The sequence below is a fragment of the Streptomyces sp. SID5910 genome (assembly GCF_009862125.1).
GTDB lineage: Bacteria > Actinomycetota > Actinomycetes > Streptomycetales > Streptomycetaceae > Streptomyces.
The window spans coordinates 1-8,325 of sequence record NZ_WWHX01000897.1 but is presented as its reverse complement, the minus strand read 5'-3'; the positions used below and the strand labels follow the sequence as shown (position 1 = coordinate 8,325).

Annotated in this window: 7 protein-coding genes; 3 read left to right on the top strand and 4 right to left on the bottom strand. The window is 73.8% G+C overall.

The features are described from left to right. Positions 1 to 327: L,D-transpeptidase (locus tag GTW67_RS31570; protein ID WP_161168172.1), on the top strand; the 327-nt coding region annotated here is incomplete at its 5' end. A gap of 187 nt (positions 328 to 514) precedes the next feature. Further along, on the top strand, positions 515 to 1,261 hold the full coding sequence (locus GTW67_RS31565; protein WP_161168171.1) for a DUF6227 family protein: 747 nt from the start codon (positions 515 to 517) through the stop codon (positions 1,259 to 1,261). A 73-nt stretch (positions 1,262 to 1,334) separates the two neighbouring features. Here GTW67_RS31565 and GTW67_RS31560 read toward each other — a convergent pair whose 3' ends face one another. The 4 genes from GTW67_RS31560 to GTW67_RS31545 form a co-directional block, all read right to left on the bottom strand. Continuing rightward, on the bottom strand, positions 1,335 to 3,443 hold the full coding sequence (locus tag GTW67_RS31560) for a PTS fructose transporter subunit IIABC (protein ID WP_161168170.1): 2,109 nt from the start codon (positions 3,441 to 3,443) through the stop codon (positions 1,335 to 1,337). A 103-nt stretch (positions 3,444 to 3,546) separates the two neighbouring features. Continuing rightward, entirely contained in the window at positions 3,547 to 4,494 is a 948-nt protein-coding gene (gene pfkB / locus GTW67_RS31555) for a 1-phosphofructokinase (protein ID WP_161168169.1), read from the bottom strand. Further along, complete coding sequence (locus tag GTW67_RS31550) at positions 4,491 to 5,252, bottom strand: DeoR/GlpR family DNA-binding transcription regulator (RefSeq protein WP_161168168.1); 762 nt, start codon at positions 5,250 to 5,252, stop codon at positions 4,491 to 4,493. Before GTW67_RS31550 ends, pfkB begins: the two co-directional genes overlap by 4 nt. Before the next feature lie 205 nt (positions 5,253 to 5,457). After that, positions 5,458 to 6,990, bottom strand: coding sequence for an MFS transporter (locus GTW67_RS31545; protein ID WP_161168167.1), 1,533 nt, complete (start codon positions 6,988 to 6,990; stop codon positions 5,458 to 5,460). Between the two features lie 62 nt (positions 6,991 to 7,052). On the opposite strand from GTW67_RS31545, the gene GTW67_RS31540 reads away from it, so the two are divergent. Beyond that, positions 7,053 to 8,015, top strand: a complete 963-nt coding sequence (locus GTW67_RS31540) for a helix-turn-helix transcriptional regulator (protein ID WP_161168166.1) — start codon at positions 7,053 to 7,055, stop codon at positions 8,013 to 8,015. Positions 8,016 to 8,325: the final 310 nt, after the last annotated feature.

Below are 8,325 nucleotides of genomic sequence, written 5' to 3'. Positions count from 1 at the left end.
ACGGTCGGCTTCGGCGGCGAGTACGACATCCCGGACGTGCCGCACGCGATGCGGCTGAGCAGCAGCGGCACGTTCATCCACGGCAACTACTGGTATCTGCCGGGCAATCCGCCGTTCGGCCGCCAGGGCACGAGCCACGGCTGCGTGGGCCTGCGGGACGTGCAGGGCGGCCAGGGCGACACCCCGAGCAAGTGGTTCTACGACCAGTCGCTCATCGGGGACCTCGTCGTCGTCAAGAACTCCCCGGACGACACGATCGCGCCGGACAACGGCCTCAACGGCTGGAACATGGGCTGGAGCGAGTGGGTCGCGGGCAGCGCCGTGTGAGCCCACTCGTATCGGCCGACAGGTCGCTGAGCAGCGGATTTTGACGGATCGACGGGTCGCGCGGGAACTTCTCGCGCGGCCCGCGCGTTTTTCGTGCGTACGTTTTCCCGGTTCCCAAACATGATGTCCGACCGAGGGGCTACGGTATGCACCCACCAGGTGACATGCAGCAACGCCGGGAGAAACCTTGAGCGTTCCGTACGAGACGGCAGCGTACGAACCAGCCGAGTCGCCCGAGTCTCCGGAGGAGCACCTCATGCGACTGCTCGGCCGAGCCCTGAACTCGTTCGAGCTGCCCGACGAGACGATGGGGCGACTGGACTGCGCGCTGGCGTACGACGGTTCGCTGCACTCCGCGCACCACAGCGCGGGGCTGCACCGCGAGACGTACCGGCACACGTGGCTGCTCGCCGACGGCTCGGCGCTCACCCTCTGGGAGCTCGTCCACAACACCGCACCGGGCGGCGAGGCGCAGCACGAGGTGTACGTCGACGAGGAGGAGGTCCGCGCCGCCACGTCGAGGCTGGCGCTGCCGCCGGACACGCCGGACTTCGAACTGCCGGTGCCGGTGCAGCTGTCGCCGATCCCCACCCCGCGGCACGTCTACGTCCGGGGCGGCACGGTGGACCACGCACGCCGGCTGCTGCGGCGCGCGGAGAACGCGGACCGGCCCGGCGCGGACACCGCCGCCCTGCTGGCCACGGCGTCCGCGCACCAGATCACCCAGGCCTTCGGCGGCCCCGGCCGCACGGGCCGCGCCGCGATCGGCTTCTCGCTGTACGAGCACGCCTTCCTGCTGCGGGACGGCGCCGAGGTCTCCCTGTGGGAGGTCGAGCACACGGCCACGCCCGACGGGCGGCACATGTGCGAGGTGTACGTCAGCGAGGACGCGGCCCGCCGGGCCATGGAGCGGCGCGCGGCGCAGGTGTCCTGAGCCGCCGTCACGGGTCGGACGTACGACGGCGGGGCCGGGCCCGCGTCGGACCCGGCCCCGCCGAGAGACTGCCTCAGGCCGCCACCGGCTGCTTCGTCCCCGCCGTCGAGGCCGAGGGGTCCGCGTCGCCGGTTCCGGGTGCCGCCGCTCCGGGCGCCGGCTTGCGCAGGCCCTTGAGGACGATCACCAGGGCCGTGGTGACGCAGACGCCGGCCGCGACGGCGACCAGGTAGAGCAGCGGGTTGCCGATCAGCGGGACCACGAAGACGCCGCCGTGCGGGGCGCGCAGGGTCGCGCCGAAGGCCATCGACAGGGCGCCGGTGAGCGCGCCGCCCGCCATCGACGCGGGGATGACCCGCAGCGGGTCGGCCGCGGCGAACGGGATCGCGCCCTCCGAGATGAAGGAGGCGCCCAGCACCCAGGCGGCCTTGCCGTTCTCGCGCTCGGCGGCGTTGAAGAGCCGGCCGCGCACGGTCGTGGCCAGGGCCATCGCCAGCGGCGGGACCATGCCGGCCGCCATGACCGCCGCCATGATCTTCATCGCGGAGTCGCTGGGGTCGCTGACCGCGATGCCGGCGGTGGCGAAGGCGTAGGCGACCTTGTTGACCGGGCCGCCGAGGTCGGCACACATCATCAGGCCGAGCAGCGCGCCGAGCAGGACGGCGTTGGCGCCGGACAGCCCGCTCAGCCAGTCGGTCATCGCCTTCTGCGCGGACGCGATGGGCTTGCCGATCACCACGAACATCAGGAAGCCGACGACCGCCGAGGAGATCAGCGGGATCACCACCATCGGCATGATGCCGCGCAGCGCGGCCGGGATCCGCACCCGCTGGATCGCCATCACCACGGCACCGGAGATCAGACCCGCCGCCAGGCCGCCGAGGAAGCCCGCGTCGATGGTCAGCGCGATCGAGCCGCCGACGAAGCCGGGGACGAGACCGGGCCGGTCGGCCATGCCGTAGGCGATGTAACCGGCGAGGACGGGCACGAGGAAGCCGAAGGCCACGCCGCCGATCTGGAACAGCAGCGCCGCCCAGCTGTCGGCCTGCGTCCACACGAAGTGGTCCATCACCGACGGAGCCTTGTTGATCTCGTAGCCGCCGATCGCGAAGCCGAGGGCGATCAGCAGACCGCCCGCCGCGACGAAGGGGACCATGTAGCTGACGCCCGACATGAGCCATGTGCGCAGCTTGGTGCCGTAGCCCTCGCCGGGCTCGCCGCCGCGTTCGACGGGCGTCGCGCCCGGGGACGCGGAGGTGGTCTCGCCGCGGGCCGCCTTGCCGCGGACCTCGGTGATCAGCTCGCCGGGCCGGTTGATGGCGGCCTTGACGCCGGTGTCGACGGTGGCCTTCCCGGCGAAGCGGTCCTTGTCGCGCACTGGCACGTCATGGGCGAAGATCACGCCGTCCGCCGCCGCGATCACCGCCGGGTCGAGCCGGGTGAAGCCGGCCGAGCCCTGGGTCTCGACGGTGATCTCGACGCCGGCCTCGCGGCCCGCGTTCTCCAGCGACTCGGCCGCCATGTAGGTGTGCGCGATGCCGGTGGGGCAGGAGGTGACGGCGACGATATGGAAGGGGCGCCCGGGTTCGGCCGCGTCCTCGCCAGGCCCCTCGCCGGACTCGCCGCCAGGCCCCTCGTCGGGCTCCCCGCCGGGCCCCTCGTCGGTGCTGCCCGTGGCGGTCTCGGCGGAGGCCGCCGCCGAGACCGCCACGGAGTCCTCGGCGCCGTCGGACGCGGCCGGTTCGTCCCCGCGGATCAGCGCCGCGGCGGCCCCGGCGTCGCCCACCGAGCGCAGCGCGGCCGTGAACTCGGCGTTCATGAGCTGCCGGGCCAGGGCGGAGAGGATCGTCAGGTGGGCGTCGTCGGCGCCCGCCGGAGCGGCGATCAGGAAGATCAGGTCGGCCGGGCCGTCCGCCGCGCCGAAGTCGATGCCGAGCGCGCTGCGGCCGAAGGCGAGGGTCGGCTCGGTGACGTGCTCGCTGCGGCAGTGCGGGATGCCGATGCCGCCGTCCAGGCCGGTCGGCATCTGCGCCTCGCGGGCGGCCACGTCGGCGAGGAAGCCCTCCAGGTCGGTCACCCGGCCCTGGGCCGCCATGCGCTCGGCGAGGGCGCGCGCCGCCGCTTCCTTGGTGTCGGCGGACAGGTCGAGGTCGACCAGGTCCGCGGTGATCATGTCGCTCATCGCGGGCTCCTTAGCTCGCGTATCGCCCGGAACGCACAGCGGTGGGCGAGGGTGGGGACGGGGGTACGTCGGGGAGAGCCGGGGAGACGGCGGGGCCGGCCGGTCATGACACCGGCTCCGTCAGCGCGCGGTCCACCGGCACCCGGTCGGTGACGGTCACCGCGGCCGGGTCCAGGTCGGCCGGGGTCGGCATGACACTGCCGGGCAGCCGGACGGCCGCGGCGCCGTGGGCGACGGCGGAGGCGAGGGCGTCCGGTCCGCTGCCGCCGGCGACGAGGAAGCCGGCGAGCGAGGAGTCACCGGCGCCGACGTTGCTGCGTACGGCGTCGACGCGGGCGCTGCCGAACCAGGTGCCCGCGTCGTCCACGAGCAGCTGCCCGTCGGCGCCCAGGCTGGCGAGCACGGCACGCGCGCCCAGCTCCCGCAGCTCCTCGGCTGCCTTCAGGGCGTCGCCGACGGTGGCCAGGGGGCGTCCGACGACCTCCGCGAGCTCCTCGGCGTTGGGCTTGACCACGTCGGGCCGCTCGCCCAGCGCCTCGCGCAGCGCGGGCCCGGACGTGTCGAGGGCGATGCGGACCCCGGCGTCGTGCGCGCGGGCGACCAGGGCGGCGTACCAGGAGGGCGCGAGTCCGCGGGGCAGGCTGCCGCAGCAGGCGATCCAGTCGGCGCCGCGCGACTCGCGCCGTACGGTCTCCAGGAGCAGTTCCTGTTCGGCCGGCGACAGTTCGGGGCCCGGCGCGTTGATCTTCGTGAGGACGCCGTCGGCCTCGGCGAGGGCGATGTTGGAGCGGGTGGCCCCGGCGACGGGAACCGGCGCGACCTCGATGCCCTGCGCGTCGAGCAGGTCGGCGACGAGCGCGCCGGGGGCGCCGCCGAGGGGCAGGACGGCGACGGTGCGCCGCCCGGCCGCCGTGACCGCGCGCGAGACGTTCACGCCCTTGCCGCCGGGGTCGACCCGCTCGCCGGTGGCGCGGACGACCTCGCCGCGGTCCAGGGAGGGCACCTCGTAGGTGCGGTCCAGCGACGGGTTGGGGGTGACGGTGAGGATCATGCGCGTACTACTTCCGTGCCGGCGCGCTCGATGGCGGCGGCGTCGTCGGGGCTCAGCCCGCTGTCGGTGATCAGCAGGTCCACGTCGCTCAGGGCGCCGAAGCGGGCGAAGTGCTCCTGGCCGTGCTTGGAGGAGTCGGCGAGCAGCACCACGCGCCGGGCCGCGGCGACGGCGGCCCGCTTGACCGCGGCCTCGGCGAGGTCGGGGGTGGTCAGGCCGTGCTCGGCGGAGAAGCCGTTGGCGGCCACCACGGTCACGTCGGCGCGGATCTCGCCGTACGCGCGCAGCGCCCAGGCGTCCACGGCGGCCCGCGTACGGTGCCGCACGCGCCCGCCGACCAGGTGGAGCTGGATGCCGGGGTGGTCGGCGAGGCGGGCCGCGATGGGCAGGCTGTGGGTGACGACGGTCAGGCGCGCCTCGGGCGGGAAGACGGCGGCCAGTCCGGCCACCGTCGAACCGGCGTCGAGGACGACCGTGCCCTCGGCGGGCAGTTCGGCGAGGGCCGCCTTGGCGATGCGTTCCTTCTCGCCGGCCGCCGTGGACTCGCGCTCGGCGAGGTCCGGCTCGAAGTCGAGGCGCCCGGCGGGGATGGCGCCGCCGTGCACCCGGCGGAGCAGACCGGCGCGGTCGAGGGCCTTGAGGTCGCGGCGGATGGTCTCCGCCGTCACCTGGAACTCCTCGGCCAACGACACGACGTCCACCCGGCCGCCGTCCCGGGCGAGCCGGAGGATCTCCTGCTGCCGCTCCGGTGCGTACATGCCTGTTCACCTCCATCTGTGCCCGAACGTGTGGTTTCCCCGGAGGCTACGCGCGGTTTTCGGGAATGTAAACCGGCAAGCGGAAACGATCAGACACAACCGGGCATGAACGGGCGCGCCTCGGAGGGAGGGCGGCGCAGACGCGGGTGGGCCCGGCACCGCAGTGCCGGGCCCACCCGCGTGTCCGTTCCCGCCGTCAGCGCCGTCAGACCAGCGCGGGCTCCTTCGTCGTCTCCCCCGCCGCGGCGTCCTCCGGTCCCTCGGCCCCCTCCAGGTGCTGGGCCGGCCGCTTGGGCAGGGCGAACATCAGCAGGAAGATGGCGCCCAGCACCGCGGCCACCCAGCCCAGGGCGTTCTGGAAGGCGTCCGCGTAGGCGGGGCCGATGCCGGCCCGGGTCAGGTGGTCGTCCATCGTGCCGAAGAAGACCACCGACACCAGGGCGAGCCCGAGCGCGTTGCCCATCTGCTGCACGGTGTTGATCAGCCCGGACGCGGCGCCGGCGTGCTCGCGCGGCACCTGGGACAGCACGGCGTCCGTCAGCGGGGCGACGATCAGGCCCATGCCGAGGCCCATCACGACGAGCGGCAGCGCCATCTGCCAGGACGTGATGCCGAGGCCGTACCGCCCGGCCTCCCAGATGTAGAGCAGCACACCGGCCGCCATCACCAGCGCGCCCGCCTGGAGCACCTTGCGCCCGAAGCGCGGCACCAGCTTCTGCACCGACAGGCCCGCCGCCGTCGACACCGCGACCGAGAACGGCACGCCCGTCAGACCGGCCCGCAGCGCCGTCCAGCCCAGGCCCACCTGCATGTAGAGGGTCCACACCAGGAAGAAGATGCCGAGGCCGACCCCGAAGACGGTCTGCACGGCGATGCCCGCGGCGAAGCTCTTCACCTTGAACAGCGACAGCTCGACCAGCGGGGACCCGTCCCGCGCGCTCTTGCGCCGCTCGTACGCCACCAGCGCCGCGAGCACGACGAGCGCGCCGCCCATCGACACGAACCCCCACACCGGCCAGCCCAGCTCCTCGCCCCGGGTCAGCGGGTAGATCAGCATCAGCAGGCCGAGGGTGACCAGGGCGACGCCGACGAGGTCCAGCTTGAGGGCGCGCGGGGCCTTGGACTCGGTGATGAAGCGGCTGCCGAGGATCAGTCCGGCGATGCCGACCGGCAGGTTGATGAGGAAGATGGGCCGCCACTCCAGCCCGAAGAGGTTCCACTCGGTGAGCAGCGCGCCCAGCAGCGGGCCGGAGACGGCGCCCAGTCCGACGATCGCGCCGAACAGCCCGAACACCTTGCCGCGTTCGTGCGCCGGGAAGGTCGCGTGCACGATCGACAGCACCTGCGGCACCATCAGCGCGGCCATGGCGCCCTGGAGGATGCGGGAGGCGACCAGCATCTCCGGGTTCGCCGCGAAGCCGCACAGCGCGGACGCGAGGGTGAAGCCGGCGATGCCCACGAGGAACAGCCGCTTGCGGCCGTGGATGTCGCCGAGCCGCCCGCCGGTGATCAGGCCGGCGGCGAAGGCGAGGGCGTATCCGGCGGTGATCCACTGGATCTGGCTGACGGTGGCGCCCTCGTCCCGCTGGATCGACGGGATCGCGATGTTGACGATCGTGACGTCGACGAGGTCCATGAACGCCGCCGTCATCACGATCGCGAGCGCGAACCAGCGCCGGCGGTCGCCGCCCGCGGCGGGCTGCTCCTGGGGTGTGTCCGGGGTGTGCGTGAAGGTCATGGGAGCAAGCTATGACCGTACTAGGCCAGAACGCGTCCTATATCTGCGGCATCCTCGGTCTCATGACGACGGACACTCCGGCCCGGCTCCTCACGCTCCTCTCCCTCCTCCAGACACCCCGTGAATGGCCCGGCGGCGAGCTGGCCGACCGGCTCGGGGTCTCCCGCCGCACGGTCCGGCGGGACATCGACCGGCTGCGCGAACTGGGCTACCCCGTGCAGGCCACCATGGGCTCCGACGGCGGGTACCGGCTGGTCGCCGGCAAGGCGATGCCGCCGCTCGTGCTCGACGACGAGGAGGCCGTGGCCATCGCGGTGGGCCTGCGCGCCGGGGCGGGGCACGCGGTCGAGGGGGTGGACGAGGCGTCGGTGCGGGCGCTGGCCAAGCTGGAGCAGGTGCTGCCGGCGCGGCTGCGGCACCGGGTCACCACGCTCCAGGCCGCGACGACGCCGCTGACCAGCGGGGACGGGCCGAGCATCGCGCCCGAGACGCTGACCGTGATGGCCTCCACGGTCGCCGGACGCGAGCGGCTGCGGTTCGCCTACCGCGCCGCCGACGGCACCGAGTCGCGGCGCGTGACGGAGCCGTACCGGCTGGTCTCGACGGGGCGGCGCTGGTACCTGGTCGCCTACGACCTCGACCGCGACGACTGGCGGACCTTCCGGGTCGACCGGGTGAGCGAGCCGTTCGCCACGGGCGCGCGGTTCGCTCCGCGGGAGCTGCCGGCGGGGGACGCGGCGGAGTACCTGCGCCGGTCCATGCAGCGCCGCGGCGACTCGTACGAGATCGTCGTCACCTTCGCGGCACCGGCACGGGAGATCGCGGCACGCCTGCCGGGCTGGCTGGGCCGACCGGAGCCACTGCCCGACGGCACGTCATGCGTCCTACGGGCCACGGTCTCGGACCCGGTGGAGTGGATGGCGGTACGCCTGGCAATGCTGGGCGCAGACTTCCACGTCGAGGAACCCCCGGAACTGATCACGAGCGTAAGAACCTTGGCAGCCCGCCTGACCCGAGCGACGTGACAACGGGCCCCCCGTAACCGCGGGCAATCGTGCCGCCAAGGGCGGCACGGGTGGGCGCGGCGGCACCTCGCCAACGCCGAGCCGCGCCACCCATCCCGTCACCCCGGTCCGCCCCGCCAGACGCCCCCGCGCCTACGCCCCCTCCCAGTCGAACCCCCTCAACACCTCAAGGTTCCCCAGCGCGAGGTCCACCGCCCGCCCCGCCTCCTCCGCGGAAGCGGCCCAGTGCTCCACCGCCACCCGCACCGCCGCCCCCGCCGTAGCCGCGGCGAACCGGATCCGGGGCCCGACCACCGGCCCCGGCACCCCC

Coding starts and splice junctions, on each gene's coding strand:
- GTW67_RS31560 (WP_161168170.1), bottom strand. CDS start 3,443: ATGAGCGACATGATCACCGCGGACCTGGTCGACCTCGACCTGTCCGCC.
- pfkB (WP_161168169.1), bottom strand. CDS start 4,494: ATGATCCTCACCGTCACCCCCAACCCGTCGCTGGACCGCACCTACGAG.
- GTW67_RS31550 (WP_161168168.1), bottom strand. CDS start 5,252: ATGTACGCACCGGAGCGGCAGCAGGAGATCCTCCGGCTCGCCCGGGAC.
- GTW67_RS31545 (WP_161168167.1), bottom strand. CDS start 6,990: ATGACCTTCACGCACACCCCGGACACACCCCAGGAGCAGCCCGCCGCG.
- GTW67_RS31540 (WP_161168166.1), top strand. CDS start 7,053: ATGACGACGGACACTCCGGCCCGGCTCCTCACGCTCCTCTCCCTCCTC.